The sequence below is a fragment of the Chelativorans alearensis genome (assembly GCF_010993735.1).
Taxonomy (GTDB): domain Bacteria; phylum Pseudomonadota; class Alphaproteobacteria; order Rhizobiales; family Rhizobiaceae; genus Chelativorans; species Chelativorans alearense.
The window spans coordinates 1-25473 of the sequence record NZ_WQNI01000024.1 but is presented as its reverse complement, the minus strand read 5'-3'; the positions used below and the strand labels follow the sequence as shown (position 1 = coordinate 25473).

Genomic DNA, 25473 nt, shown 5'->3' with positions numbered 1-25473 from the left:
CATGGTTCAAGACATATGTCTTTATTGCTTATCGAGACCGTAGACGGAATGCAAAGTCCGCACCGCCAATTCGGCATAGGCGCCGTCGATCAGGATGGAGATTTTTATCTCCGATGTGGTGATCGCGCGGATATTGATGCCCTTCTCCGCCAAGGCCTTGAAGGCGGTGGCCGCGACGCCCGCATGGCTGCGCATGCCGATGCCGATCACCGACACCTTGACGAGACCGGCTTCCGACTGGATGGCGTCGAAACCGATGCTGTCCTTCACGTTTTCCAGGACGCTCACCGCCTTCTCAAGGTCGCCGGTGGGCACGGTAAAGGTCATATCCGTCTTAGAGCCGTCCTCGGACACGTTCTGCACGATCATGTCGACATTGATGTTGGCCTCGGCCAACGGCCCGAAGATGCCGGCGGAGACCCCCGGCCGGTCGGCCACCCGGCGCAGCGAGATCTGCGCCTCGTCCTTGGCGTAGGCGATGCCGGTAACGACCTGCTGTTCCACGATTTCATCCTCGTCGCAAATGAGCGTGCCGGGCGGGTTGTCGAAATCGCCCATGCCCGGTGCATCGGGATCCTCGAATGACGATCTTACGAAGGTTCTGACCCCGTGCACCATAGCCAATTCCACCGAGCGTACCTGCAGCACCTTGGCGCCCTGCGAGGCCAGTTCGAGCATCTCCTCGAACGATATCCTGGAAAGCCGCCGTGCCTTGGGCTCGATGCGCGGGTCTGTCGTATAGACGCCGTCGACGTCGGTATAGATATCGCAACGGTCGGCCTTGAGCGCCGCCGCCACCGCCACGGCGCTGGTGTCGGACCCGCCGCGCCCCAGGGTGGCGACGCGGTTATCCGGCGCAAGGCCCTGGAAGCCCGTGACCACCGCCACCTGCCCCAGCCCCATGCGGCGCACGATCTCGCTGCCGTCGATCTCCAGAATGCGCGCCGCGCCGTGCGCATTCGACGTGCGGATGGGGATCTGCCAGCCCTGCCAGGAGCGCGCATCCACGCCGATCGACTGCAGCGCGATGGCGAGCAGCCCGCTCGTCACCTGCTCGCCGGAGGCGAGGATGGTGTCGTATTCACGCGCGTCGAAAAAGGGCGAGTTGTCTCCGGCCGCCCTTGGCATCTCCCGCGCCCAGCTTACCAGCTCGTTCGTCTTGCCGGCCATGGCCGAGACGACGACCGCCACCTCGTGACCCGCGTCCACCTCGCGTTTGACATGGCGCGCCACATTGTGGATGCGGGCGATGTCGGCGACGGACGTCCCGCCGAATTTCATCACGATGCGCGCCATGTGCGAAAGGTGCCTTCGTCGCTGCGGAGTGGGCGGGCAACGCCCCCCGGGAAAATGACATGCTTCTTGCCGCCAAAACGGCGCGCCCTCAATATCCAATGGCGATGACTTCCGCAAGCGAGCCGCGATGATGGCGCAGGGGTCGCAAGCGGGCGTTGGCGGCCTCGATGAGGATCAATTTCACCGGACACGGGCGCACAGGGTTGACATCGCGCCCCCACCGCCCGACTTGATGGCTTCGCGAGAGGAGACGCGCCTATGCCAGAAGCCCGACGCACGACCATCGACGCCGGCGAAGTCGAGCGCTTTTCAGCGCTTGCCGCGGAGTGGTGGAATCCGAATGGCAAGTTCCGCCCGCTGCACAAGTTCAACCCGGTGCGGCTCGCCTATATCCGCGATCACGTGGCCGCCCATTTCGGCCGCGACCCGCGTGCCGCCCATCCCTTTGAAAAGCTGCGCTTTCTTGACATCGGCTGCGGTGGCGGCCTTCTGTGCGAGCCCATGGCGCGCCTTGGCGCCGAAGTCATCGGCGCCGACGCTTCCCATACCAATATCGAGATCGCCAGGCTGCATGCCGGGACAAGCGGCGTGAGCGTGGACTATCGCGCCGAGACCGCCGAAGCGCTGGCCGATCAGGGCGAAAAATTCGACGTCATCCTCAATATGGAAGTGGTCGAGCATGTGGCCGACGTCGAGTTCTTCATCGGCAAATGCGCCGAGATGCTCAAGCCCGGCGGCATTATGTTCGTCGCCACCATCAACCGCACCCTGAAGGCGCTGGGTCTTGCCATCATCGGTGCGGAATACGTGCTGCGCTGGCTGCCGCGCGGCACGCATCAATACGGCAGGCTGGTGCGCCCGGAGGAGATGGAGCGCGCGCTGACCGCCGCCGGTCTCGTCATGAGGGACCGCACGGGCGTCATCTACAACCCCCTCGCCGACCGCTGGCAGCGCTCGCGCGACATGGATGTGAACTACATGGTGCTTGCCGAGAAGCCGAAAGCCGAAGACCTGAGCTGAATTCACCGCCATTCATGCTATCCTCCTCGACGTCGCAACGGAGGGGAAGCCATGAACGCCGCGGACCTGCGCAACCTGGCGCTCGGCCTTCCCGAGGCGGAGGAGAAATTTCACTTCGGCAAGGCCGACTTCCGCGTGAAGGACCGCATCTTCGCCACCCTGCCTTCCGAGGAGACAGCGGTGGTGAAGCTGACGCCCGAGGAACAGCAGATGGTGGTGGCGAGCGAGCCGGCCGTCTTTGCGCCCGTCAAGGGCGGCTGTGGGCGGAAGGGGTGGACGCAGGTGCGGCTCTCGCAGGCCGATCAGGCGACGCTCGAAAGCGCGCTGCAGATGGCCTGGCGCAACGCCGCACCGGCGGGGCTCAAGACGCGGCTGGAAAGGTGACCGCGCCGTCCTCCGGCGCTCGCTCATCCTTCCTTCGCGACAGCCAGGCTCTTCTGATACATCGAGTGATCACGGCTGATGCCGAGCGACACGAACCCCTGGTGCAGGTAGTACCTGTTCAGTCGCTCGTTCCTTGCTATGCAGTCCAATCGGAGGAAGGCATTGCCCCTATTTCGGCACTCGTCCTGGACCCAAGAGATGAGCTTCCCGCCGATGCCCTGGCCTCTTCCATCCCGGACCACGGCGAGTCTGTGCAGATAGACCGCGTCGTCGGAACGCTCGCCCCAGATGTAGGCGTCCCACTCGCTCTGCAGGCTGTAGAGAGTGAATGTACCCACGATCTCGCGGCCTTGCCGCGCCAGATATGTTTTTCCGGAAAGGACTCCCGCACGGATTTCCTCGTCCTCACCCCCTTCCCGGAGAAATTGCCACTGGTTAATCTTCCTTGAATGAAGCCAGTCCGCCGCATCCTTGAGAAGCTTCATCACCAGTGGAAATTCGTGAGGCTGCGCGCGGGCAACAGAAATGCTGTTATCTATATGCATTTGAAATCGTTATATTCTTCTCAATTCCGGTCCTCCGGAAACACCGGCAGCGGCATGAACTCCACGCCGTCTTCGGCGAGCCCCTTCGCCTCCTCCGGTGTCGCCTCGCCGTAAATCCCCCGCGCCTCTACCTCGCCGAAGTGGATCTTGCGCGCCTCCTCGGCGAACTTGCCGCCCACATAGTCGGCGTTCTCGCGGACCTTCTCCGAGAGTGCCTTGAGTTGGGCCAGCGCCTTCTTCTGCTCTTCGGTCATGCCGAGCGCCATCTGCGGCTTCTTCGTTCCCTTCGAGACCGCCGGCGCCATCAGCGCTTTTTCCACCTCGTGCGAGCCGCAATGGGGGCAGGAGACGAGCTTGCGGCTCTTCTGCGCCTCGAAATCCTCGCCGTTGCGGAACCACGCGTCGAACGCGTGCTCCTTCTCGCATGTGAGCTCGAACCGGATCATGACGCGGCCCTTTCCTGCCCGTAGGCCGCCTCCGCCACGGCGAAGTCCCGCGCGTTCTTCAGGTTGGGGATCTTCGCCCGCGCCTCGGCCACCGCGCCCGGCGCGATGTCGGCGACGATCACGGCCGGCTCGTCATGGCCGGCCTCGGCGACGACGCGGCCCCACGGATCGACGATCAGCGAATGGCCGTAGGTCTCGCGGCCATCCTCGTGCCGCCCGCCTTGCGCGGCGGCAATCAGCCAGGCCCCGTTCTCGATGGCGCGGGCGCGGGTGAGCACATGCCAGTGCGCCTCGCCCGTTTGGCGGGTGAAGGCGGCGGGCACCGTCAGCACCTCGGCGCCGGCGAGCGCCTGGGCGCGGAAGAGCTGCGGGAAGCGCAAATCGTAGCAGACGGAAAGGCCAAGCCGGGCGAAGGGGAGCGTGGCCACCACCGTCTCTCCGCCAGGCGCGTAGGTTGCCGATTCGCGCCAGCTCTCGCCCTTGTCGAGATCGACGTCGAACATGTGGATCTTGTCGTAGGTGGTGATCAGCGCCCCGTCCGGGCCGAACAGGAAGGCACGGTTGGCCACCTTGCCGCCGTCGAGCGGGATAGCCGTCGAGCCGACATGGAGGAAGAGCGACAACTCGCGGGCAAGAGCACGCGCTTGCTGCACCAGCGGATTTTCCCCGACCGGCCGGATGCGCTCGAACAGCGTCTGGCGGTCGCGCACGAGGATGCCGGTCATCTCCGGGCTCTGCACATAGACGGCACCCCTGCCGGCGGCCTCGCGCACCAGCGCCTCGAAGGCCGCCACGTTGCCCTCGACCTCCATGCCCGAGCGCATTTGCAATGCCGCGACGCGCACCGTGCTCATGCGCCGGCCCTCGCCACGCCCTGCGCCTCGAGCAGGAAATCGAGCTTCCCGCCATATTCGAGCGCGTGAAGTTCGTCCGACCCGCCGACATGGATGTCGCCGATGAAAATCTGCGGGAAGGTGGAGCGCCCGTGGGCGCGGCGCATCATCTCCTGGCGCAATTCCAGGGAGAAGCTGGCGTCCCGCTCGGTATAGCCGACGCCTTTCCTGTCCAGAAGCCGCTTCGCGGCGGCGCAGTAGCCGCAGCCCATGCGGGTATAGATGGTCACATTCGCCATGTTGTCGTCCGTCATCCTTCGACGCCTATATATGACCCCGCCTCGGCCGACGCAAAGTCTCCCGGGAGGACCCGCGCGAAGGTCAGCACGTCGACATGGCGCACGCCCGCACGCTTCAAGGCCCGTGTCGCCGCCGAGACGGTGGCTCCGGTGGTATAGACGTCGTCGACAAGGATCACCCGCCGCCCCTTGAGCGCCAACGCGCCCTGCGGCGGCACGGCGAAGGCCCCGCGCACATTGGCCTCGCGCTCGCGCGCGCCGAGGCCCACCTGCTGCCGCGTGATACGGCGGCGGACAAGCGCGGAGGGGAGATAGTCGAGCCCGGCAAGCCGGGCGAAGGCGCGGGCAAGCTCGGCCGACTGGTTGAAGCGGCGCATGAAGAAGCGCCGCCGGTGGAGCGGCACCGGCACCACCACCGCCCCAGCCTCGACCAGCTCGCTGGCGGCGCGCAGCATCCACCGCGCCATCCAGGGCGCAAGGTCCGGGCGGTCCGAGAATTTCAGCCCCTGCACCAGGCGCCGCGCCACGCCGTCATAGGCGACCGCCGCCCGGGCGCGGGCGAAAGGCGGCGGATCGGCGATGGCCTCCGCGGAAAGAAAGCCTTCGCCCATGTCGTAGCCGAAGGGCGTGCCCATCACCTGGCACCAGGGCCTTTCCAGAAACCGCATCCCTGGCCAGCATTCCGCGCACAGCGTGCCGGGCGCGGCGACCAGATTGCGGCAGCCCAGGCATACCGGCGGAAACAGGAGGCGTGCCGGCCACACCCGCGCCATCTCGCCTGCCTGCCGAAAGAGCCCCATGCTTGCCTGCCAGCAAATCCCACCCACCTTTGCCACCATAGCAGTTTTGTGCCATTGCGCACGCTGGAACGAACACGGACGAAGATGGACACGGTTTTCGACACGGAACTCCTGCTTGCCCGTAAGCGCCGCGCGCTGGAAGGCGGCGATGAGGGTGCGCTGTTCCTCATGCGGCGCGCGGCGGAGGATCTGGGGGAGCGGCTGGCGACCGTGGAGCGGCATTTCGCGCGCGCGGCCGCCATCTTCTGCCTTACCCCGGACGCCGCCGAGGCGATGAAGGCAAGCGGGAAGGCTGGCAATGTCCTGCGTGTGGAGGCCGATGAGCGCCTGCTCTCGGGCGATGAGGGGGGCGTTGTCGCGGCGCCGGAGACGGTTCCGCTGGAAGCCGAAAGCCTCGATCTCGCCGTCTCGCTGATGACGCTGCACGAGGTGAACGATATCCCCGGCCTGCTCCTGCAGATCCGCCGCGCGCTCAGGCCCGACGGCCTCTTCCTCGCCGCCATGGCGGGGGCGGGTACCTTGGGCGAGTTGCGGCAGAGCCTGTTGCAGGCCGAGACGGAGGTGAGCGGCGGGGCCGCACCGCGCGTCAGCCCCTTCGCCGACGTGCGGGACGCCGGCGCTCTTCTGCAGCGCGCCGGCTTCGCGCTGCCCGTCGCCGACCTCGAGACGGTGACGGTGCGCTACGCCACCATGTTCGACCTGATGCGCGACCTGCGCGCCATGGGTGCGGCCAACGCACTTGTAGAGCGCAGCCGGAAATCGGCGACGCGGCGGCTCTTCCTGCGCGCGGCGGAAATCTACCAGGAGCGCTTTGCCGATCCCGACGGGCGCATCCGCGCCACCTTCAACATCGTCTGGCTTTCGGGCTGGGCCCCGCACGCCTCGCAGCAAAAGCCGCTCAAGCCGGGCAGCGCCAAGGTGTCGCTGAAAAGCGTGCTGTCGGGCGGGAAGGACGGCAAGGCCGGATAACGGCGGTGCCGCTCAGTTGGTGGCGGCCGTCACCTCGTCGGCAACATGGTCGTAGGTTGCGGCCATGTACCGGCCGAGCTCGGCGACGCCGGTAACGATCGCCAGCACCAGGATGCCCGCGATCAGCGCGTATTCGACCGCGATCGTTCCGTCTTTGCTTGCCAGGAATTTTTTGAGCATTGCCGGCCTCGCCCTTGACTCGCGCCGACACTTGCATGGAGACGTTAAGAATCCTTAACCCACAAAAGAATCCTCAACCCCAAAGAGAGGCTTTCAGCACGCGCCGCGTCTCGTGCCGTCGGCGCGGATGATGCAGACGGCCTGCGGCGAGTGCTGCAGCACGCTGCGGCGCACCGTATAGGCGCCGCCCCTGTTGTCCACGGTTCCCGTCGTCATGCGGTCGACGGTGGGGCTGAAGAGCGCGGAATCGCGCGTCTGCCGCTCCAGAAGGGGGGTGAGGATGAGCGCCAGCGCTATTGCAACCGAGCCGAAAAGCAGCACAACCCGCAGCATGCCCATCCCGACATTGCTCACGCGCACCCAGTTCTCGCGGCCACCCTGTGGCCCTTCGCTCATGGAATCCATAATCCCCCCGGCATTGCCGGCCTTCGCAACGGCGGGCACTGCCGCCGATAAGGAAAGTTCTCATTTTTCGCTAAAGGAACGATTAACGCTCCGTGCGGCTCTTTTGCTTTTTCGCAAAGGAGGAGCGAATAGCGAAATCAGCGAATGGAAATGACGGGCATGCCGTCACCACCCCTCCCCTATAAGAGGTCGATCAGGAAGGGGATGAGCGGCTCGTCGGCGGGCGGCATGGGAAAATCGCGCAGGCGCTGCGGGCGCACCCACTTGAGGGCCTGCACTTCGCGCGGCTCCGGTATCCCCCAGAAGCGCCGGCACACGTAAAGCGGCATGAGCAGGTGGAAATCCGCATAAGCATGGCTGGCGAAGGTGAGCGGTGCCAGGCAGGCGATGTTGGTCTCGACGCCGAGCTCCTCGTTGAGCTCGCGCACCACCGTCTCCTCCGGCGTCTCGCCCGCTTCCACCTTGCCGCCGGGAAACTCCCAAAGGCCGGCCATCGCCTTGCCTTCCGGTCGTTGGGCAATGAGCACGCGACCGTCGGCGTCGACAAGCGCGCAGGCCGCTACGAGAAGGATCGGTTTCACCGCCGCCATCGTCTCACGCCCCGCTGGCCGGCTGCCGGTAGTGATAGCGGTAGACTTCGGTGAAGCCGAGCGAACGGTAGAGCCCGAGTGCCGCCGGGTTGTCCGCCTCCACCTGCAGCCAGGCTTCCGCCGCGCCGCGCAGATGCGCCCACTTGAGGGCTGAAAGAAGCATGCGCCGGCCGAACCCCTTGCCGCGCTGGGCCTCCACCGTGGCCACCTCGAAGAGCCCGGCAAGCACCCCGTCATGCACGCAGATTAAGGTTGCCACCGGCGCTTCATCCTGCTCGAGGATGAACAGGCCGGCTTCAGGCTTGATGGAACTGACCACCTCGGTGAAGCCCGGTCTAAGCTCCGCCTCGTAGCCGTGCACCTGGAAGGCGGCGGAGACGAAGCGGTTCAGGTCCTTGAGGGGGATCTGGTGCATCGCCTCGCCGACGGTGCCCTCGTCTAGCGGCAGGCGCATGACCAGCGATTGCCCGGCGGCGATCCACCCTCGCGCGTCCAGATGCCTTGAGATAGCCGGCGCGGAAAGCGGCGAGATGCGGAAAGTGAGCGGCCGGCCGTAGGCCTCGAAGCGGCGCGCCGCCTGCTCGATGCGCTCATCGAGATCGCGGTCGTCCCCCGGATCGAGCGGATTGATCGAGTTGAGCCGCCGCGCCGGGTGGCTGGCCGTCAGCCGCACGGCCCACGTCCGGTCGTAGTGAACCGACGTTGCCGGCCAGGCGCGGAAACCCGCGCCCTCGAAACGGCGGATGGTTGCCAGTTCTTCGGTCGCCCGCTGCCCCACCGCGCTCGTCAACTCCTGTAGTCGCCGTTGATAGCGACATACTCCTTGGTGAGGTCACACGTCCACACCGTCGCCTTGCCGCGTCCAAGGCCCAGATCGACGCGGATGGCGATCTCGTCGCGTTTCATGTAGGCCGATGCCTGTTCCTCGGAATAATCCGGGTCGCGCTCGCCCTCGTGCGCCACGCGGATGTCGCCGAACCAGATGGCCAGCAAATCCCGCTCCGCCGGCTCACCGGCCTTGCCGACGGCCATCACCACGCGGCCCCAATTGGCGTCCTCGCCGGCGATCGCCGTCTTGACCAGCGGCGAATTGGCGATCGAAAGGGCGATGCGTTTGGCCGAGCGCGCCGATTTCGCCCCCGTCACCGTCACCTCCACCTGCTTGCGCGCGCCCTCCCCGTCGCGCACAACCTGAAGCGCAAGCTGCTTCAGGACCTGTCCCAGCGCCCGGCGGAAGGGCGCGAGAGCCGGATCCTTCGCATCCGTGATCCACGGCGCCCCGCGCGCCGCCGCCTTCGCCGTGGCGAACAGCATCAGCGTGTCGCTGGTCGAGGTATCGCTGTCGACCGTCACCGCGTTGAACGTCTTCTCCGTCCCCCTGGACAGCAACTCCTGCAGCACGGGCGCGGCGATCGGCGCGTCGGTGGCGAGGAAGGAGAGCATGGTCGCCATGTCCGGCGCGATCATGCCTGCTCCCTTGGCGATCCCGTTGATGACCACGTCGGCCTCGCCCAGCCGCACCGTCGCCGTCACGAACTTCGGATAGGTATCCGTGGTCATGATGGCGCCCGCCGCCGCCGCCCAGCCGTCGGGCGCCGCGCGCCCCACGAGATCGCCCAGCAGATGCGCGAAGCCGCCCGCTGCGAGCGGCTCGCCGATCACGCCGGTGGAGGCAAGGAACACTTCACCCTCGTCCGCCCCGACTGCCTTTGCCGCCGCTTCGGCCGTCATCGCCGTGGCGTCGTGGCCCTTGCGGCCGGTGAAGGCATTGGCGTTGCCCGAATTGACCACCAGAATGCGTGCCCGGCCGCCAGGCAGGTTGCGGCGGCAGAATTCGACCGGCGCGGACGGGCATCTGGAGCGTGTGAAGACGCCGGCGACCTCGGTGCCCTCGTCGAACACCATGACCATCAGGTCCTTCCGGCCCTTGTACTTGATGCCGGCCTCGGCGGTGGCGACGCGCACGCCCTCGACGACCGGCATCTCGGGATAACGTTTCGGCGCCAGCGGCGAGACGGCTTCGGACATGAGCATTTTCCGGAGGCAGACACGGACCTATTCGCGCCTTCGTCTGCCCTATAGAGCCGGCCGACGCAAGCTGAAACCGCTTCTGGAGACGCCGGCGCCCTGTCGCGCGCCCCTCTGTCCTGAGCTTGTCGAAGGGGGGCGCGAAAGGGCGCTAGCATCTCCATGTGCTACCCCACCGGCGGGTTGAGGAAGCCGCGGAAGGTGCGCTGAACGAAGGGGATCAGTCCCCAGATCATCGAGACCACCATGATGGGCACGATCACCATCGTGCGCTGCCATAGAACCCACCCCTCCGTAAGCGGGAAGATCAGGTAGAGAAGGCCCGTGATCAGGGGATAGACCCCGAAAACGAGAAGTACGGCGAAGCGGCGGCGCGAAAAGCGGGTGGCGGTGGGCTGCGCGGCGGCAGCGGAAGCTTGGGGGCTCATGGGTATGACTCCAATAGAAACGGAACGTTCCGTTATATATAAAACGAGCCGTTTCGTTTCGTCAAGATGCTATGCTACCCTCAAAGAAAAACGCGAGAACCGGATGGAAAAGGTCGAGGAACCTCAGCGTCGCTCTATCGGCGCCCGCCGCAACCCGGAAACGGAGAAGGCGATCCTTCAGGCCGCCCATGAGGTGCTGCAGGAGGCCGGCTATGCCGGGTTTTCCATCGAGGCGGTGGCGCGCAGGGCACGGGCGGGAAAACCCACCATCTACCGCTGGTGGCCGAGCAAGGGGGTCCTCCTGCTCGCTGTCTACCACCTGCACAAGCGCGAGTTCACGCACCACGATACCGGAGACCTGGAGAAGGATCTTCTTCTCTTCCTCTCCAGTCTGTTCAGATACTGGCACCACACCCCATACGCCAAGTTCTTCCGTTCGATATTGGCCGAGGCGCAGGCAGACGAGGCGACATCGGACGCAGTGGCGGACTATGCGAGGGAGAGATGCGCCCAGATCGCCGAGGTATTCGAACGGGCACGCCGGCGGGGCGACCTCGTTCCCGACGCCGAGCCGCTCGTCGCCGCGGAGCTGGTGCTTTCCTTCGCCTGGATGCGGCTCATTCAGAACCGGCTGCAGATCAACAGCGACGAGCTTCGCGCGGTCGTGCGCTCGCTGGTGCGCGGGGTCTTGAAGCCTGCAGGCGGATAGATACACGCCTTGGAAGCAAACGGCCCCGGAAAAACCGGGGCCGCTGGCGATGTATCGAGAGGGATGTGCGGGAAAGGCCCGGCCTATTCGGCCGCCTCGCCGCCTTCCTCCTGCTGACCCGTCTGCTGGCGGAAGAGCTTGTCGACGGAGGTCTTCAACTCCTCGTTCGGGATGTCAACCTCGGCCGCATTGCGCAGGGAGGAAACCGCGTCGATGTACTTGTCCCGGATGACGAGCGAGCGGATCTGGCTCTGCACCTGCTCAAGCGCCGGCGGCTCCTGGGTGCGCTTGTCTTCCACCTTGATGACGTGCCAGCCGAATTGGGTCTTGACCGGCTCTTTCGTGTAGCTGCCCGGCTCCATCGCGAAGGCCGCCTCCTCGAATTCCGGCACCATGCGGCCCTTCGAGAAATAGCCGAGGTCGCCTCCGTTGTTGGCCGAGCCGTCCTTGGACTTCTCTTCGGCGATCGCCGCGAAGTCGCCGCCCTCGTCGAGCTGCTTGATCACGGCCTTCGCCTCTTCCTCGCTCTCGACCAGGATGTGGCGGGCGTTCACCTCCTCCGGCGGCGTCAGCTTCGCCACCTCCTCGTCGTAGCGGGCACGCACCTCGTCGTCGGTGATGGGCTCGACGACGTTCCGGTCGATGAAGGCGCTGTGGAGCGCCCGCTCGCGCAGGAAAGCGATACGGCGCTGGAAATCCTCGCCCTGGTCGATCTCCTGCTTCTCCGCCTCCGAGGCGAACAGCCGCACGTCGATGACGGCCGAAAGAGCGGCGGCACGGCGCTGATCTTCGGGCAATTGGCTGAATTGCGAATCGAGCTCCTGTTCCGCCAGTGCCAGATCGGTTTCGGTGATGGGCTCGCCGTTGAGCGTGGCAACCACCTCGCCTTCCTGCGCCATGGAGGGGGCGCTGCCTATGACGGCGATCAAAGCCACCGCACCGGCGCGCGCTAGGAGAAAACGGCGGAAGGAATGATGCATTGAGAAACTCTCCAGTCGTAGGCTTAGGGGTGTTTACCGGACAGATGGGGCAGTGCACCCAAACCATCCAGAAATATGGCGGAATTTTGCGGTCTGACGCAGGTTTCGCGCAAAGTTGACATCGCAGGTGGCCCCTCTTATCTCTCCTTCGACCTTGCGTCCAGAACCCAATACCGGACGCGTTTCCTGCTGCCTTCGGCTCTGGCTTGAAACTGGCGGAGTGGGCCGACATCGATTGTCGGCATATCGAGAATTGAAAGGACCAATGATGGTCAGTCTCGGCGGCATTGCCCGCAAGATTTTCGGCTCAGCGAATGAGCGCCGCATCAAGGGCATGCAGCCCCGCGTCGAAGCGATCGGCGCTTTGGAAGAGGAGATGCGGGCGCTGTCCGACGAGGCGCTGCGCGGCAAGACCGAGGAATTCCGCAAGCAACTGGCGGACGGCGCTGAACTGGAGGACCTTCTGGTGCCCGCCTTCGCCGTCGTGCGCGAGGCTGCGCACCGGGCGCTGGGCCTGCGTCCCTTCGACGTTCAGCTCGTCGGCGGCATGGTGCTTCACGAGGGCTCGATCGCCGAGATGAAGACCGGCGAAGGCAAGACGCTGGTCGCCACCCTGCCCGTCTATCTCAACGCGCTGACCGGCAAGGGCGTCCACGTCGTCACCGTCAACGACTATCTCGCCCGCCGCGACGCGGAGTGGATGGGCAAGCTTTACAACTTCCTGGGATTGACCACGGGCGTCATCGTGCACGGCATGTCGGACGACGAGCGCCGCGCCGCCTACGCCAGCGACGTCACCTACGCCACCAACAACGAGCTCGGCTTCGACTATCTGCGCGACAACATGAAATACGAGCGCGCGCAGATGGTGCAGCGCGGCCACAACTTCGCCATCGTCGACGAGGTGGACTCCATCCTCGTTGACGAGGCGCGCACCCCGCTCATCATCTCCGGCCCGCTGGACGACCGCTCCGAGCTCTACAACACCATCGACGCCTTTATCCTGAAGCTGGACGAAGGCGATTACGAGGTCGACGAGAAGCAGCGCACCGCCACCTTCACCGAGGAAGGCACCGAGAATGTGGAGACGATGCTGCGCGAAGCGGACCTCTTCAAGGGGGAATCCCTCTACGACGTGGAGAACGTCGCCATCGTCCACCACCTCAACAACGCCTTGAAGGCGCACAAGCTCTTCCAGCGCGACAAGGACTACATCGTCCGCAACGACGAGCTCATCATCATCGACGAGTTCACCGGCCGCATGATGCCGGGACGGCGCTATTCGGAAGGCCTGCACCAGGCGCTGGAGGCCAAGGAGCACGTCAAGATCCAGCCGGAGAACCAGACGCTCGCCTCCATCACCTTCCAGAACTACTTCCGCATGTACGACAAGCTCGCCGGCATGACCGGCACGGCGGCGACGGAAGCGGAGGAGTTCGGCAACATCTACGGCCTCGACGTCGCCGAAATCCCCACCAACCTGCCGATCCTGCGTCTCGACGAGGACGACGAGGTCTACCGCACGGTGGAGGAGAAGTTCCGGGCCATCGTCAAGGAGATCAAGGACGCGCGGGAGAAGGGCCAGCCCATCCTCGTCGGCACCACCTCCATCGAGAAGTCCGAGTTCCTGGCCGAGCGCCTGCGCAAGGAGGGCATCAAGGATATCGAGGTCCTGAACGCCCGCCACCACGAGCGCGAAGCCTTCATCGTCGCCCAGGCAGGCAAACCCGGCGCCATCACCATCGCCACCAACATGGCCGGCCGCGGCACCGACATCCAGCTCGGCGGCAACCCGGACATGCGCATTGCCGAGGAACTGGGCGACATGGAGCCCGGCGCGGCGCGCGAGGCCAAGGAAAAGGCCATCCGCGAGGACGTGCAGAAGCTCAAGGACAAGGCGATCGCCGCCGGCGGGCTCTACGTGCTTGCCACCGAGCGCCACGAGAGCCGCCGCATCGACAACCAGCTGCGCGGCCGCTCCGGCCGCCAGGGGGACCCCGGCCGCTCCAAGTTCTACCTGTCGCTCCAGGACGACCTGATGCGCATCTTCGGCTCCGACCGCATGGACGGCATGCTGCAGAAGCTCGGCCTGAAGGAAGACGAGGCGATCGTCCACCCCTGGATCAACAAGGCTCTGGAGAAAGCGCAGAAGAAGGTCGAGGCGCGCAACTTCGACATCCGCAAGAACTTGCTCAAGTTCGACGACGTGATGAACGACCAGCGCAAGGTGGTCTTCGAGCAACGCATCGAGCTGATGGACGGCGAGAACCTCGGCGAGACCGTCGCCGAGATGCGCGAGGACGTCATCGACGACCTGGTCGTCCGCCACATCCCGGAAAAGGCCTATGCCGAGCAGTGGGACGCCAAGGGCCTGAAGGAAGGCGTGGCGACGAGCCTCAACCTCGACCTGCCCATCGAGGAGTGGGTGCAGGAGGAGGGGATCGCCGAGGACGACATCCGCGCCCGCATCACCGAAGCCGCCGACAAGGCGGCCGCCGACCGCGCCGAGCGCTTCGGCCCCGACATCATGACCTATGTCGAGAAGTCGATCCTCTTGCAGACGCTCGACCATTTGTGGCGCGAGCATCTGGTCAACCTCGACCACCTGCGTTCGGTGGTCGGCTTCCGCGGCTATGCCCAGCGCGACCCGCTCAACGAGTACAAGACCGAAGCCTTCGAGCTCTTCCAGGCCATGCTCGGCAATCTGCGCCAGGCGGTGACGGCGCAGCTCATGCGCGTGGAGCTGGTGCGCGAGGCCGCCGACGCCCCGCCGCCGCAGACGCCCGCCATGGAAGCCCACCACGTCGACGGCACGACCGGCGAGGACGAGTTCGAGGGCGACACGATGACCCTGCCACGCCTGGAAACCCGCGTTGTCCCGGCCGAGGAACGCGATCCGAACGACCCCGCCAGCTGGGGCAAGGTCGGCCGCAACGAACCCTGCCCCTGCGGCTCGGGCAAGAAGTACAAGCACTGCCACGGGGCGTTTGCGTAGGGCGGCGCTTCCCGCGGCCCGCTCTCCTCGGCGCTACTTGCCGAAGCGTTGGATCACCTCCGCCAGATCGACATGGCCGACGCACGCCCCGCTTCCCGGGTTCGCCTTGCCGTCCTCCAGATCGGAGGCGTAGACGACGGCGGGATCGGCTTCGAGCCGCTGGCGCAGGGCCGCAAGCTTCGGCCACCGTTCTTTTTCGGCGACATTATGGAAGTCGAGCCAGCGCGCCACGCCGATGAGCAAGGCGTCGGCCAAGGTCGGCCGGTCTCCGAGCAGGAAGGCGCTTGCCTCGATCATCTCTTCGAGCTTGTCGTGCCGTTCGGTGACGGCTTCCCGGCCCCACTTCCGCAAGGCCGACTGCATTGCCGGGTCCGGCGCCTCCATTTCCATCGCAACCCAAAGAGGGCTGAACGCGCCGGTGAAACCGGTGTTCACGAAGGCCATCAACTGGTGCATCCGCTCGGCGTCCCGCGTCAGCGGATCGAAGCTTATGCGCCGCTCGGTGTCCCTTGCTTCGAGCCAGGCTGCAATCGCCATGGTTTCCGTCAGGATTTGCCCTTCGTCGGTGATGAATGCCGGCGTCTCATGCCGTGCATTTATCCGGGCATAGGACGGATCGCGCATCTCGCCCAGCATATCGACCCGGCACAGCCGGTAGGGCCTGCCCAGCCATTCGAGCGCAGCGACGAGCCCCATGGAACTTCCCAGCGGGAAGCCGTAGAGTAGGATAGGTTCCATGATCTTGTTCTCCGTGATTTCCGATGATCACGCTGCGCAGCGGAACCGGACCCTAGCCACCCGTTCGGGGAAGTAAATTACGCACTTTTTCGTAACCACGAGCCGCCGCGATGAAAGATCTCGTCTCCCGCTGTCCCATCGAAGAAGTGATGCAGGTGCTCAGCGGCCGCTGGCCTACTCTTCTGATCTACTATCTGAAAGAGGGCACCAAACGCTTCAGCGACTTGCGCAGGGACAACCCCACCATCTCGCACAAGATGCTCGCCCTGGAGCTGCGTAAACTGGAGGATGCCGGCATCCTCCAGCGCACCGAGTTCGAGGGCTACCCGCTGCGCGTCGAATACGATCTGACCCCGGCCGGCCACAGACTCGTGCCGCTGATCGACGCCCTGGGCGACTGGTGGGAGGCGACCGACAGCCTTCGCGGCGAACCGGCGCACAGCGCAATTTTCGTAAGCCGCTTCTAGACCATTTCGCGGTTTTAACGGCGAATGACGGCTCGGCCTGTGGCAACGCCCTGGCGCAGGGAGCCTCTATCTGGCTCGAAGATGTCGATGACGACCCTTCATTCTCTTCTAACGTTGACATAGCTCGCGAAACAGGTTTCCGGGCTATGCAATCAACGCCCCTGGCCGCTCGATGAAAAGAGGCGAACCGCTGCCTGTGCAAATCGTGTTAGCGGCGTGTTGGCCAGTCTGTTGAGAAGGACGGAGACACCGACCGTGGATTTCCAGCGTCAAGTCGGCGGGATGCAGGGGAAGGTGACCTTCCGCGCTATCTCGACGGTGGAATCGCAACCGTAATTGCTGCTATCTGGCATTTCGCACAGCGTATTGAAACGGTCCGGCGGAAGCTCCTCGTATCGCCCTATGGCCTTCCGCACTTCAAGCTGATCCAAGTAATCGCCGGCCGCGGAGAGACAGTATTTCTCCAGTCGCCAGGGACTGCTGTACCAGCTCTTGAACGTAAGGCGCATCACCTCGCCCGGCGAATTTTCTGCCCGAACAGCCTCCTCGAAGACCTTCGCGATGTCGCTGAATTCCTCGAAACCTACGGCAGCCGTCCAAGGTTCGTCGTTTCCGTATTCCCGAAGTGACCAGGCGACCAGGACGGCAAAGGCCTGAGCGTCGGCTTCCAGAGCAAAGGTCTGGCGCACATATTCACGAAGATCGTATTTTAGAGAGAGGGGGTATCCCCGCTCGTGCTGATCAAGATGTCTCAGCTCGTGTGCCAGGATTATGACCTTTTGCCCCTCCGTCAGTCCGGGCGCCACGGCGATGATATTTCCTTCCGGCTCGAAGTAGCCGCGGCACGCGAAAGAGAGAGGATCCTGGCAGACGGACACACCGCTCGATGAGATCAGGGCTTTGAAGTAGTCCCCGAACTCGGTTGAATTTGTAAGAACAGCCACGGCCGCCGCCACGCCGCGCGCCATCTCCGCGTCGTTCTCTGCTGCCGAAAGGCATTCCAGCTCACGCTCGCGCGGCAGTGACTCCAACCCTGCATTTTCCACCGCGTTCGCGAAGTTCGTATCGGAGCAGGCGGCGGCAACACCGGAATATGCCATTGTTGCAATTATGATTAGTAGTATTTGCGCGATTAGTACCATTTAACCCCACGCCGGAGTGGATTAGCCTGGAAATTTGCAGGTAGTGTACCGCCGCTAAACGGTTCTGCTTTGATGCGGGTCAAGCCTAACCGGCATGCTTGGTGGCCTGCCGACCACTGCCTTTGAGGAGGGCATAGAAGAAGGCGAGTATTGATATGCGTCAATTACCTATGCCTCCGATCGGAGCTAAGTAATGAAAATGTTGTTAATTGCTGTTGTCGATTGCTTCTTGGGGAGGTGATCATGAAGACGACCCGTATCGCGGCAGCAATATTGCTTGCCGAGCAGGGCCTTGGCAGACGAAGAGCAGTTGGATTCGGGGCGAGCGGGAACAGGACCAGTGATACGTCGAATCTATCCGTCCTTTGCCAAAATTGCCTTCGTTCTTCTGTTGATTGGAATTGACTGGGCACGCGCATACGGGGCGGCCGCCGAATGTGGGCAGACCGAGATTCGCGTCATTACCGCAAACGAGAATCCATCGCTTGACGCCGGAACTTTGGTCATCCTTGTCCTTGGCCCAATCGCACCGCCCATGATGGAGGAACTCGATCGCCTTCGCGATGGCCTTGACGGCTATGATCGTCTCATCCTCGATTTGGACAGTCCGGGTGGAGAGCTCTCCTATGCGGAAAGGGTAGCGACTTTTCTTCAATCCATTCGCGGTGAGGTCGATCTCACAACCTACGTCCGCCACGGGTCTAGGTGCCTTTCTTCCTGTGTCTTGGCGTTCGTTCAAGGCGAAACGAGAATAGCAGGTGGATCAAGTTCATGGCTCTTCCACGGTGTGTGCCGTGCCTTCGCTGATCTGCCGCTGCCGCGGGAAACCGAGTATTTCCTTTCCTTGCTGGCCGATGCAGGAGTTTCGAAGGTCTTCCTGTCTCTGCTCAAAAGATACATCGGCGGTCCCGGGGAATTTTGGGTCAGCGGCTACGAGCTTTACCATGTCTATCAGACGGGGATCATCACCAACCTGCTTGATCCCTTGCGTCCCTTGAGCCCGCTCTTCAAAAGCTCTGACCCGTGAGACCGCCGGTGCCCCCTATCGTCGTCGATCTGGGTGCCACGGTCGAGGGTGCGCGTTTGCCCTCGCGCGGCTCAATAACATGGTAGCGCGCCTAGGAATTTCCTTCTGGATGTCTATTCACCACCACCCATAGCCGGCTTCTTCGCAGGAAGCTCAGCGCAACCCGGCCTCTCCCTCCTCCCTCTCCGACAGCGCGATCAAATTTCCGATCGCCTCCACGCCCATGTGGTTCATGTGCTTGCGGCCCAGCGCGATGTCGATGCGCATGGCGATCGTCTCGGCGTCTGCGCCCACCAGGTCCGACAGCCGTTCGATGCCGATCTCCTCGAGATAGGCGATCATCTTCGACCCTATGGAATGCGCACGCAGCATGCGCCGGCGTTCGCTCTCCTCGATCATGGTTTTTCTCCGCAACCTTTCGCAACCTGCTCTTAAAGACTTTTGCCCTAAGGAACAGGCTGAAAAACGGAGAAGCGGAGAGTTGAGCGTGCGCTTTTCAGCGGCAACGACGGCCGAACGTCTCCTGCCGGAGCGGCTGGCCGCGCGCGCCCTGCCGTGGGCGGCGCGCTTCGATACGCTGATGCACTCGGCCGACGCGCGCGGCCAAGCTGGACGCATGTCGCTGATCGTCTTTGCCGCGCGCATCGTCAACGCCGCCATCGCCTTCCTTAGCCAGGTACTGCTCGCCCGCTACATGGGGGGCTTCGAATACGGCATCTTCGTCCTCGTCTGGGTGACGATGATCATCCTCGGCAGCGTCTCCTGTCTCGGCCTTCACACCTCCATCATCCGCTTCGTCCCCGAATACCGGACCAAGGGGCAACTGGCGGAGCTGCGCGGCATCCTTTTCGGCAGCCGCCTGTTCGTGCTCGTCTTTTCCAGCGCCTGCGCGGCCCTGGGCTCGCTGGGCATCTGGCTCCTCGAGCCATCCATCGAGAGCTACTACGTCGTGCCCTTCTATCTGGGCCTTGTCTGCCTGCCGATGATCGCGCTGGGCGATCAGCTCGAGGGATTGGCGAGGGCCCATTCCTGGGCACTTTGGGCCATGGCGCCGGCCTATTTCATCCGCCCGCTGCTCATCCTCCTGTTCCTCTGGGGCGCGCACATGGCCGGATACGTGCCGGATGCCACGAGCGCGGTGATCGCCGCCATCCTTGCCACCTACATCACCACGATCGTCCAGCTCACCGTCGTCGCCAGGCGCGCCGACCGGAGCGTGCCGCCCGCAAAGCCACGCTTCCTGCCGCGCCAGTGGGCGGCCGTGTCTCTGCCCATCTTCCTGGTGGAGGGCTTCTTCTTCCTGCTCACCAACGCCGACGTCCTGATGATCGGCCGCTTCATGCCGCCCACCGATGTCGCGGTCTACTACGCGGCAATGAAGACGCTCTCTCTCGTCCATTTCGTCTACTTCGCCGTCAAGGCGGGCGTCGCCCAGCGCTACGCCGCCTATATCCACGGCGGCGAGACGGCGGCGCTTGCCCGCTTCGCCCGCGAGACCGTTTCCTGGACCTTCTGGCCCTCGCTCGCCATGGGGCTGGTCGTGCTCGTCCTCGGCAAGCCGATCCTCATGCTGTTCGGCCCCGGCTTCGATGCTGGCTACCCGCTTCTCTTCCTTTTGGTGGGCGCCCTCGTCGCCCGCTCGGCGGTGGGGCCGGCCGAAAGCCTGCTGACGATGAGCGGCCATCAGAACGCCTGTGCCGCCGTCTACGCGGTGACACTGGCGATCAATATCGGGCTCAATATCATGCTGATCCCTGTCCTCGGCCTTTGGGGGGCGGCGATCGCCACCGCCGTCGCCATGCTCTTCGAGGCTTTGGTTCTGTCGTTCACAGTCTGGCGCAAGCTCGGCATCGTGATGGCGATCCTGCCTGCGATGCCGAAGAAGGAGGCCTTGTAATGGCTGCTACACCGCTCATAGAGGAAGTCGGCGGCTCCGCCTCGGGCGCCATGATCGGCGAGTTCGCCGGGCTGGGGAAGGCGGCAGAGAGCGCCGACATGGAGCTCTTCTCCTCCACCCGTCCCACCCGCAAGCTCGCCGTCTACTCCGCCTCGGCGGGCTTCGAGCTGGTCGAGGAGCTCGACCACCTCGCCGCCCGCGCCATAGAACCGAACGTCTTCTTCAATCCGCGTTTCCTGGCGCCGGCCATGCCGCGACTGGAGGACCGCGAGGTGCGGCTCGCCATCATCCGCGACGGCGACGAGGAGAAAAGCCGCCTGCGCCTGCTGGTGCCTTTCTCTATCGAGCGGCCGGCCATCCCCATCGGCGCAACGGTGATGCGCACCTGGTCGAACCCTTTCGGCCCGCTCGGCACACCGCTGGTCGACTGTGACGACCCGGTGGGCGTGCTCGAGGACTTCTTCGCCATGCTAGCGCGGCCGCATCTCAAGCTGCCGAAGGTCTTCGTACTGCCCGAAACGCGCCTCGACGGCCCCTTCGCGGCAACGCTTCGCACGGTCGCCGAGGCCTGCAACCTGCCGCTGGTGACGGCCGGCGAGGCCGAGCGCCCATTCCTCGACAGCGGTCTCGACGGCGAAGCCTACCTGCGGCAGAGCCTCAGTGCGCACCACCACCGCGAGTTCCGCCGCCTGAAGCGGCGGCTGACCGAACAGGGACAGCTTGAACACCACGTCGCCCGGCAACCCGAGGAAATCCGCCAAGGCATCGAAACCTTCCTAACGCTGGAGGCTTCCGGCTGGAAGGGGCGCACACGCACGGCCATGGTCATCGACCGCTACCGCGCCGCCTTCGCGCGCGAGGCCGTGGATAAGCTGGCCGAGCGCGACCACTGCCGAATACACACGCTGACGCTCGACGGGCGACCCATCGCCTGTGTCGTCGTCTTCGTCGAATCCGGCCTCGCCTACACCTGGAAGACCGCCTTCGACGAAGATTATGCGGCGTTTTCGCCGGGCACGCTCCTGATGATCGAGGTCACCAGGAACCACCTCGAAGACCCCAACATCGCCGCCACCGATTCCTGCGCGGTGCCGGACCACCCGGTGATGAGCCGCCTATGGTCGGAGCGCCGCGCCATCGGCACCTTCATCGTGGGGTTGACGCCCGGCAGCGAAAAGCTCGCCCATCAGGCGGCGGGGCAGATCCACTTCCACCGCGAGACACGCAACGCCATACGCATCCTGCGCAACCGGGTGCGGCGGCTGGTGCGGCGGTGATTGCCGGCGGAACCAACGGCCGTTGGCCTTGGCCGTTCTGCTTGGCCCGGTAATCCATGCCTGAACATAGACGAACCCCTAGGTCTGCCCCTGTTGCGGTCAGCGCTGTCATTCTGTGATCCTGCAAAAAGGTCCCCGCCGTCCTTTCGGAGCGGCGGGGTTGAGTTTGCGGTCAGTCAGAATTTTCCGACGAGGTTGAGGAAGATTCCCTGGTCGTCGAGGGTGAGGTCCCTGAGGTCGTCGGAGAAGCGGCCGAAGTTGTAGCCGAGGCCGACCTTGAAGTTGCTGCCGACGTGGCGGTAGAGGGCGGCGAGCGCCCCGTAGTCGGTGGTGTCGGCCTCGGGCATGTGCAGGACGCGGCCCTCGAGGAGGAGGTCCCATTTCTTCACGAGGTGCAGGTCGGCGCGCAGGATGCCGAGATGGGCGGAGGACTTTTGCCATTCGTCGACGAAGGCGGTGCCGGCGCCGTCGCTGGTGCGGTACTTCACCTGGCCGGTGCGGAAGCCGTATTTGCCGCCGATCGACAGCCACGGGGTGAGGTCGTAGATGGCGTCGACGGAGAGGATGTGGCTGCGCTGGGCCGGGGCGTAGGCATCGCCGGTGGCGCCCGAGATGACCTGGTTGTTGCCCGGCAGGTCGTAGAGCCAGGTGTATTTGAACAGCGCGTTGAGGCGGTCGTTGTCGACCGGGCGGAAGGCATAACCGAGGGAGGCCTCGACATAGTCGGTGTCGGCGAAGGAGGTCTCCGTGGATTTCGAATCCGACAGGACGGCGTCGATGTTGGCGATGAGGCGCCAGTCGGGGCTGGTCTTCCAGCTTAAGCCGGCGGCGAAGAGATAGGTGTTCTGGTCGCGCGTGTCCGCGTCGGAGCGCTCGATGCGCACCTCGCCGCGCAGGCGCGCGTTGATGCCGCGCTCCTCGTCCTTGTAGGCGAGGCTGAGCGAGGGGGCGTAGCGGTCGAAGTCCTCGCGCTCGGTGCCGGCCTCGTCGACCGTGTCGTCGCGCACGCGGCCGATCTCCAGGCCGCCGTCGACGGTCCACTGGGCGTCGGGGGTGTAGACGACGCCGTAGGTCTGGGTGAGCGAGCGGCGCTTGCCGTACATGTCGTAGGAGCTTTCCGAATAGGCGGACGCCAGGTCCGCCATGCGCCGGCGCATGCCGATGACGATGGCGCCGCGGTCGGTGCCGAAGAGGTCGCGGTTGTTGTCGAGGTCGAAGGCGCGGTCCGGGTCGAGCTTGTAGCCGATGTAATAGTGCTCGTCGGCGGTCGGGTCGTAGGTGAGGCCGGCCAGCGCCCCCAGCCCGTGGGTGCCGTAGGAGACCTCGCCGGTCATGCCGACCCGGTCGGTGAGCTGCCACTGGGCGCCGACGCCGCCGCGGTCGTTGCGGTCGATGTCGCCGCTGCGGTCGACTGTCCCTTGGGCGAAGGCGTAGACCAGCCGGTCGTCGTCGAGCCGGTAATCGACGCGCACGCCGGCGTCGAGGCGCGAGCCGTCATAGCCGGACTTGCCGGCGGCAATGGCGCGCGGCGACATGATCTCGGAATAGGTGACGCCGAAGGACAGCTTCCAGTGCTGGTCGAACTGCCAGCTGACGCTGCCGGTGCCGTCGCGCTTGACCTGGCCGTCGCCGTCCTCCAGGTCATCATAGGCAAGGGTGAGGGCGAGGGCCTCGGTGAGGTCGACGTCGGCATGGGCGCCCCAGATGCGGCGGTCGACGGTGGCGCGGTCGAAGAGGCTGGAAAAGCCGGCCTCCTTCTTCTCGTAATAGCCGCCCACCGTGCCCTTGACGCTAGCGCCGAGCTCGTCGAGCGCGGCCTGGCCCTCGACGCGCCAGGCCGAGGCCTTGCTGTCGGGCGCATCCTCCAGGGCGCGGCCGTCCCAGGTCAGCCCGCCGTCGCTCGATTCCGACAGGCTGAAGCCGGGGCCCTCGGAGCGGGCGAACTCGGCCGACAGATAGGTGCGCTCGGAATGGCGCAGCGCGATGTCGGCGCCGAAGGCCCTCTGGTCGGCCAGGCCGGTGCTTTCGTCCATGCCGGTGACGCCGACGCGGATTTTGTCGTTCAGCCAGTGCTGGGCGCGCCCGCCATAGACATAGCCGTCGACGTCGCTGGCCAGCGGCTCGAACTCGTACTGCACGGTCAGATAGAGCTTGTTGCCGCCCAGCGCCCCGTCGCGCACCGGGCCGGCGGTGCCGGTCATCGAGGTCAGCGGCCGGCGCAGGATGATCACCCCTTGCATGTAGTCGAAGGAGTAGTCCTCGCCATAGGCAAGGGTCTGGCGGGCAAGGATGCGGCCGGTCACCGCGTCGCGGGTCTCCACGGTCACCGTCTCGGAGCCTTCGACGATGTCCTGGCGCTTGAGGAAATAGGCCGAGCCGCCGGTGCCCAGGAAGGCCTCGCGCGCCGGCAGCGTGTCGGGCTGGGCGGCATAGACCGTCGCCTCGGTGCGGCGTTCGCCGAAGGACGTCGCGGCCTCCGAGCGGTAGACGGCGTTGGCGCCGTAAAGCGCCCGCTCGGAGCGCAGGAACTCGGTGCCGGTGATGGCCGTCTTGTAGTTGCCCCACATGACGTGGCTGTCGCCGCGCTCCAGCCGCACGTAGAACTTGCCGTTGGTGGGGGCGTCCTCGACAAACGTCGAATCGTCGCCGTAGACGGGATAGTAGTCGTCCGGGTCGAGGCGGCGCAGGAGGCGCCGCGGGTCCTGGCTGTCGAGGTCGCGCCACAGGTCCTCGAGGTCGTCCTCGCCGGTGTCGGCGGCCGCCGTCAGGAGATATTTGCCCTTGATCTTGCCCTTCAGATAGAAGGCCAGCCGGCCCCGGGTGTAGACCTCGTCGTATTCGCCCGGGCGCGCCACCTCGATGTTGTCGTCGCCCATGCGCTTGCCGACGGTGAGGTCGGCCAGCGCCACGTAGAACCAGTCGTTGTCGGGGATGGTGATGTCGCGGGTGAAGGCAAGGCCGCCGGTCTTCGACGCTCCCTTGACGGCGACATCGACCGCGTGGTCGCCGGCCGGCAGGATGCGTTGCACGAGGAAGGCCTGGTCCGGATCGACGGGAACCGTCTCGCCCAAAACCTCGACGGCATAGCCGGGCGGCACGTGGCGGCCATGGACCGTCACCGCGCCGCCATGGACCGGGATGTTGCGCAGGGCCGTGCGGTCCTCGCCCCAGCCCGGCGCCACGGCTTCTTGAGCCGTGTGGCGCGGCAGGTCGCGGTCCGTGCGGGCCAGCGTCAGCGGCACGGTCTCGTCATAGCGGCCCGCCGCGTCGTAGACGCGCAGCACATAGGCGAAGTCGGCCTCTTCGGCCGGCGGCATGACCCAGTCGGCCGTGCCGTTGACGGCGACGGGGATGACCGCCAGGGGCCGGGGATCGCGCGCCCCGTCCTCGAAGATGCGGATCTCGGCCCGCTCGATGAAGGCCGGGTAGTTGGCGGTGTCGGCACGGTCGACACGTTGAGCAGCGGCTCCGCCTCCAGCCCGTCGAACTTCACCTGGATGTCGACCGCCGACAGCGCAAGATCCGTCTGCCGCTGCCGGTCCACCGGCCGGGCCGCCCCTTCGGCCCCTTCGGCAAGCTCAGGATCGCCCGGCGCCAGCGCCTCGCTGCTCTTGTCGACGGTCTCGCCGTCGACGCTGATCATGAAGGGGATGGACGGCCGGTCGGCGGCCGTCGCCGCTTCCGTGTTCTCACCCACCGGCAGTGTGGGGGCCGAGCTGTCGGCAAGCACCTTGCCGGCCGCCCCGTTGTCTTGGGCCGCGTCCTGGGCGATCGCCGGCCCGGCCGCCAAAAGGATACCGGCCAGCGCCGTGCCGGCGGCAAGCCGCAACCGCCGCCCGTCCGTTCGGGCCGTCCTCGACCAGTTCATCGTTGTCGCACTTGCGGACGGAAAACCGGTTTCCACTGTTCCTGGAATTGCTCTGGCGAGGATCATGGCTGTCGCAAAGGTTCTCATTGCCCCGCCTCCACACGTGTCTCGATGTTCAAGGGATAGGCGCGGCGCCGTTCGCCCCAGCGC

The 25473-nt window shown here is 65.2% G+C and carries 27 protein-coding genes; 9 read left to right on the top strand and 18 right to left on the bottom strand.

Annotated elements, in window-relative coordinates; all coding sequences use genetic code 11:
• Positions 1–21: 21 nt before the first annotated feature.
• Entirely contained in the window at positions 22–1296 is a 1275-nt protein-coding gene (locus GPJ75_RS26035) for an aspartate kinase (RefSeq protein ID WP_163272906.1), read from the bottom strand.
• 258 nt (positions 1297–1554) lie between these two features.
• On the opposite strand from GPJ75_RS26035, the gene ubiG reads away from it, so the two are divergent.
• Together ubiG and GPJ75_RS26025 are read left to right on the top strand one after the other, a co-directional pair.
• Entirely contained in the window at positions 1555–2316 is a 762-nt protein-coding gene (gene ubiG / locus GPJ75_RS26030; RefSeq protein ID WP_163272904.1) for a bifunctional 2-polyprenyl-6-hydroxyphenol methylase/3-demethylubiquinol 3-O-methyltransferase UbiG, read from the top strand.
• A gap of 51 nt (positions 2317–2367) precedes the next feature.
• Positions 2368–2700 (top strand): MmcQ/YjbR family DNA-binding protein, encoded by a 333-nt coding sequence (locus GPJ75_RS26025; RefSeq protein ID WP_163272902.1) that lies wholly within the window; start codon positions 2368–2370, stop codon positions 2698–2700.
• Positions 2701–2723: 23 nt separating this feature from the next.
• Here the strand turns inward: GPJ75_RS26025 and GPJ75_RS26020 are convergent, their stop codons facing one another.
• From GPJ75_RS26020 to GPJ75_RS26000, 5 genes are all read right to left on the bottom strand, one after another.
• Positions 2724–3185: a GNAT family N-acetyltransferase gene (locus tag GPJ75_RS26020; protein ID WP_163272900.1), complete on the bottom strand. Its 462-nt coding sequence runs from the start codon at positions 3183–3185 to the stop codon at positions 2724–2726.
• Between the two features lie 80 nt (positions 3186–3265).
• Positions 3266–3691: a DUF1178 family protein gene (locus GPJ75_RS26015; RefSeq protein ID WP_163272898.1), complete on the bottom strand. Its 426-nt coding sequence runs from the start codon at positions 3689–3691 to the stop codon at positions 3266–3268.
• Positions 3688–4545 (bottom strand): carbon-nitrogen hydrolase family protein, encoded by an 858-nt coding sequence (locus GPJ75_RS26010; RefSeq protein ID WP_163272896.1) that lies wholly within the window; start codon positions 4543–4545, stop codon positions 3688–3690. The genes GPJ75_RS26015 and GPJ75_RS26010 overlap by 4 nt, the downstream gene beginning before the upstream one ends.
• Positions 4542–4823, bottom strand: coding sequence for a glutaredoxin 3 (grxC, locus tag GPJ75_RS26005; RefSeq protein ID WP_163272938.1), 282 nt, complete (start codon positions 4821–4823; stop codon positions 4542–4544). The genes GPJ75_RS26010 and grxC overlap by 4 nt, the downstream gene beginning before the upstream one ends.
• A gap of 11 nt (positions 4824–4834) precedes the next feature.
• The gene (locus tag GPJ75_RS26000; RefSeq protein WP_246249292.1) at positions 4835–5623 is read right to left on the bottom strand and encodes a ComF family protein; all 789 of its coding nucleotides are present in this window, start codon (positions 5621–5623) and stop codon (positions 4835–4837) included.
• Positions 5624–5707: 84 nt separating this feature from the next.
• Between GPJ75_RS26000 and GPJ75_RS25995 the strand changes: the two genes are divergently transcribed.
• Complete coding sequence (locus GPJ75_RS25995) at positions 5708–6592, top strand: methyltransferase domain-containing protein (RefSeq protein ID WP_163272892.1); 885 nt, start codon at positions 5708–5710, stop codon at positions 6590–6592.
• Between the two features lie 12 nt (positions 6593–6604).
• Here the strand turns inward: GPJ75_RS25995 and GPJ75_RS25990 are convergent, their stop codons facing one another.
• From GPJ75_RS25990 to GPJ75_RS25965, 6 genes are all read right to left on the bottom strand, one after another.
• Positions 6605–6772 carry a Flp family type IVb pilin gene (locus GPJ75_RS25990; RefSeq protein ID WP_163272890.1) on the bottom strand — a complete coding sequence of 56 codons (168 nt, stop codon included), beginning with the start codon at positions 6770–6772 and terminating at the stop codon, positions 6605–6607.
• 93 nt (positions 6773–6865) lie between these two features.
• Entirely contained in the window at positions 6866–7168 is a 303-nt protein-coding gene (locus tag GPJ75_RS25985) for a hypothetical protein (RefSeq protein ID WP_163272888.1), read from the bottom strand.
• A 188-nt stretch (positions 7169–7356) separates the two neighbouring features.
• Positions 7357–7767, bottom strand: a complete 411-nt coding sequence (locus GPJ75_RS25980) for a (deoxy)nucleoside triphosphate pyrophosphohydrolase (protein ID WP_163272886.1) — start codon at positions 7765–7767, stop codon at positions 7357–7359.
• A 4-nt stretch (positions 7768–7771) separates the two neighbouring features.
• Positions 7772–8545 carry a GNAT family N-acetyltransferase gene (locus GPJ75_RS25975; protein ID WP_163272884.1) on the bottom strand — a complete coding sequence of 258 codons (774 nt, stop codon included), beginning with the start codon at positions 8543–8545 and terminating at the stop codon, positions 7772–7774.
• Positions 8546–8553: 8 nt separating this feature from the next.
• On the bottom strand, positions 8554–9795 hold the full coding sequence (gene argJ / locus GPJ75_RS25970) for a bifunctional glutamate N-acetyltransferase/amino-acid acetyltransferase ArgJ (RefSeq protein WP_163272882.1): 1242 nt from the start codon (positions 9793–9795) through the stop codon (positions 8554–8556).
• A 167-nt stretch (positions 9796–9962) separates the two neighbouring features.
• Positions 9963–10223: a putative antibiotic biosynthesis monooxygenase gene (locus tag GPJ75_RS25965; protein ID WP_163272880.1), complete on the bottom strand. Its 261-nt coding sequence runs from the start codon at positions 10221–10223 to the stop codon at positions 9963–9965.
• Between the two features lie 103 nt (positions 10224–10326).
• Here GPJ75_RS25965 and GPJ75_RS25960 point away from each other — a divergent pair, with 103 nt between their 5' ends.
• Positions 10327–10932 (top strand): TetR/AcrR family transcriptional regulator, encoded by a 606-nt coding sequence (locus GPJ75_RS25960; RefSeq protein WP_163272878.1) that lies wholly within the window; start codon positions 10327–10329, stop codon positions 10930–10932.
• 83 nt (positions 10933–11015) lie between these two features.
• Here the strand turns inward: GPJ75_RS25960 and GPJ75_RS25955 are convergent, their stop codons facing one another.
• Entirely contained in the window at positions 11016–11912 is an 897-nt protein-coding gene (locus GPJ75_RS25955) for a peptidylprolyl isomerase (RefSeq protein ID WP_163272876.1), read from the bottom strand.
• 268 nt (positions 11913–12180) lie between these two features.
• On the opposite strand from GPJ75_RS25955, the gene secA reads away from it, so the two are divergent.
• Positions 12181–14907: a preprotein translocase subunit SecA gene (gene secA / locus GPJ75_RS25950; RefSeq protein ID WP_163272936.1), complete on the top strand. Its 2727-nt coding sequence runs from the start codon at positions 12181–12183 to the stop codon at positions 14905–14907.
• Positions 14908–14940: 33 nt separating this feature from the next.
• On the opposite strand, the gene GPJ75_RS25945 is transcribed toward secA, so the two are convergent.
• Entirely contained in the window at positions 14941–15645 is a 705-nt protein-coding gene (locus GPJ75_RS25945) for a glutathione S-transferase family protein (protein ID WP_163272874.1), read from the bottom strand.
• 110 nt (positions 15646–15755) lie between these two features.
• On the opposite strand from GPJ75_RS25945, the gene GPJ75_RS25940 reads away from it, so the two are divergent.
• Complete coding sequence (locus GPJ75_RS25940; protein WP_163272872.1) at positions 15756–16112, top strand: winged helix-turn-helix transcriptional regulator; 357 nt, start codon at positions 15756–15758, stop codon at positions 16110–16112.
• 269 nt (positions 16113–16381) lie between these two features.
• Here the strand turns inward: GPJ75_RS25940 and GPJ75_RS25935 are convergent, their stop codons facing one another.
• Entirely contained in the window at positions 16382–17212 is an 831-nt protein-coding gene (locus GPJ75_RS25935; protein WP_163272871.1) for a DUF6782 family putative metallopeptidase, read from the bottom strand.
• A gap of 334 nt (positions 17213–17546) precedes the next feature.
• On the opposite strand from GPJ75_RS25935, the gene GPJ75_RS25930 reads away from it, so the two are divergent.
• Positions 17547–18281, top strand: coding sequence for a hypothetical protein (locus GPJ75_RS25930; RefSeq protein ID WP_163272870.1), 735 nt, complete (start codon positions 17547–17549; stop codon positions 18279–18281).
• Between the two features lie 153 nt (positions 18282–18434).
• Here the strand turns inward: GPJ75_RS25930 and GPJ75_RS25925 are convergent, their stop codons facing one another.
• The gene (locus tag GPJ75_RS25925) at positions 18435–18680 is read right to left on the bottom strand and encodes a hypothetical protein (protein ID WP_163272869.1); all 246 of its coding nucleotides are present in this window, start codon (positions 18678–18680) and stop codon (positions 18435–18437) included.
• Positions 18681–18768: 88 nt separating this feature from the next.
• Here GPJ75_RS25925 and GPJ75_RS25920 point away from each other — a divergent pair, with 88 nt between their 5' ends.
• The gene (locus GPJ75_RS25920; RefSeq protein WP_163272868.1) at positions 18769–20178 is read left to right on the top strand and encodes a lipopolysaccharide biosynthesis protein; all 1410 of its coding nucleotides are present in this window, start codon (positions 18769–18771) and stop codon (positions 20176–20178) included.
• Entirely contained in the window at positions 20178–21455 is a 1278-nt protein-coding gene (locus GPJ75_RS25915; protein WP_163272867.1) for a GNAT family N-acetyltransferase, read from the top strand. Before GPJ75_RS25920 ends, GPJ75_RS25915 begins: the two co-directional genes overlap by 1 nt.
• A 176-nt stretch (positions 21456–21631) precedes the next feature.
• Here the strand turns inward: GPJ75_RS25915 and GPJ75_RS25910 are convergent, their stop codons facing one another.
• Both GPJ75_RS25910 and GPJ75_RS27495 read right to left on the bottom strand, forming a co-directional pair.
• Entirely contained in the window at positions 21632–24772 is a 3141-nt protein-coding gene (locus GPJ75_RS25910; RefSeq protein ID WP_246249290.1) for a TonB-dependent receptor, read from the bottom strand.
• A complete protein-coding gene (locus GPJ75_RS27495; protein ID WP_246249288.1) occupies positions 24688–25410 on the bottom strand; it encodes a hypothetical protein in 723 nt (240 codons plus the stop codon). The genes GPJ75_RS25910 and GPJ75_RS27495 overlap by 85 nt, the downstream gene beginning before the upstream one ends.
• Between the last annotated feature and the right edge of the window lie 63 nt (positions 25411–25473).